Origin of the sequence: Aeromonas sp. Prich7-2 (genome assembly GCF_017939255.1) — a bacterium.
GTDB classification, from domain to species: Bacteria; Pseudomonadota; Gammaproteobacteria; order Enterobacterales; family Aeromonadaceae; genus Aeromonas; species Aeromonas caviae.
On the sequence record NZ_JAGKRI010000214.1, the window covers coordinates 1 to 1,232 of the forward strand.

Here is a 1,232-nt window from a genome sequence, read left to right on the forward strand (position 1 = left end):
CCAGCGAGGTGGAGTGGCAAGACGCGAGACTGGACACCTATCGGTGCCGTGATGCTAAATCCGGAGCGGCCCGAGAAACCCGAGCCGGAGCAAAAAGAGGCTGCTTAAAACAGCTTTGCGCGACAACTATCTTGAAAAACGCCGACTCTTAGCTAGCCACGTTCCCATCTACCGGAGAGAAGCCCATGCACACAGGCAACCTGCTTGGCCAGATCCCCTCCCCCCTGCCCAGTGAAGTGTTCGCGGATCTGGTCAGTACCAACAATGTTCGTATCGAGCGCATTCTCTCCCAGGGGCAGCAGACCCCTACCGGAGAGTGGTTCGATCAGGATGAACACGAATGGGTATTGCTGGTGCAGGGAGAGGCCATCCTGGTCTTCATCACACCGGATACCGGGGTACAGGAACGCGTCCATCTGGGGCCGGGGGATTACATCAACATCCCGGCGCACCTTCAGCACAGGGTGGAGTGGACCCATCCGACCGAGACAACCGTCTGGCTCTGCGTCTATTACTAGCAAGCTCACGGCTCAAGAAGGCAATGCTTCTGCTGCGAAGATCGAAGAGGAGACCGTGGAGACGAAAAAAAGCCCAGTCTGTCGACTGGGCTTCTTGTTAGTGGCATAACGGACGCAGAGACGGACAAAGTCTGGCTCAAGCACAAGGGACAACAGAGCGGGATCGAGTTGTCAGTGGCAAGTCGCAGCCCTGGTGGTTGCCTCTTGTTCCCTGAGCTCTTATCCAGACGCCAGAAAGCAAAAAGGCCTTCCCGTCAGGGAAGGCCTTTCAATTTAGTGGCGGAGCGGACGGGACTCGAACCCGCGACCCCCGGCGTGACAGGCCGGTATTCTAACCGACTGAACTACCGCTCCGCATTCGGTTAGCTTTCGCTAAATCTTTTGCTGCTTGTTTGTGAGGTGTCATCCTCGCAGCCGGTCATGTAATTCTTCACATCACCGTTTAATTGGATGCCTGGCAGTGTCCTACTCTCGCATGGCGAATGCCACACTACCATCGGCGCTACAGCGTTTCACTTCTGAGTTCGGCATGGGGTCAGGTGGTTCCACTGCGCTATTGCCGCCAGGCAAAATCTTCAATCTGAAAAAGCTGATTTAGTTATTCGTTCTCGGTATCTGCTACAAGTCTCTGAACACTTCTTGGGTGTTGTATGGTTAAGCCTCACGGGTAATTAGTATGGGTTAGCTCAACGTATCGCTACGCTTACACACCCC

At 54.9% G+C, this 1,232-nt stretch carries 1 protein-coding gene, 1 tRNA gene and 1 rRNA gene; 1 reads left to right on the plus strand and 2 read right to left on the minus strand.

Annotation, left to right across the window (positions count from 1 at the left end; translation table 11 throughout):
* Positions 1-185 precede the first annotated feature (185 nt).
* Positions 186-518, plus strand: coding sequence for a cupin domain-containing protein (locus J9892_RS20775; protein WP_010675945.1), 333 nt, complete (start codon positions 186-188; stop codon positions 516-518).
* A gap of 277 nt (positions 519-795) precedes the next feature.
* Here J9892_RS20775 and J9892_RS20780 read toward each other — a convergent pair.
* A tRNA-Asp gene (locus J9892_RS20780) sits at positions 796-872 on the minus strand.
* Positions 873-970: 98 nt separating this feature from the next.
* Positions 971-1,085, minus strand: a 5S ribosomal RNA gene (gene rrf, locus J9892_RS20785).
* Between the last annotated feature and the right edge of the window lie 147 nt (positions 1,086-1,232).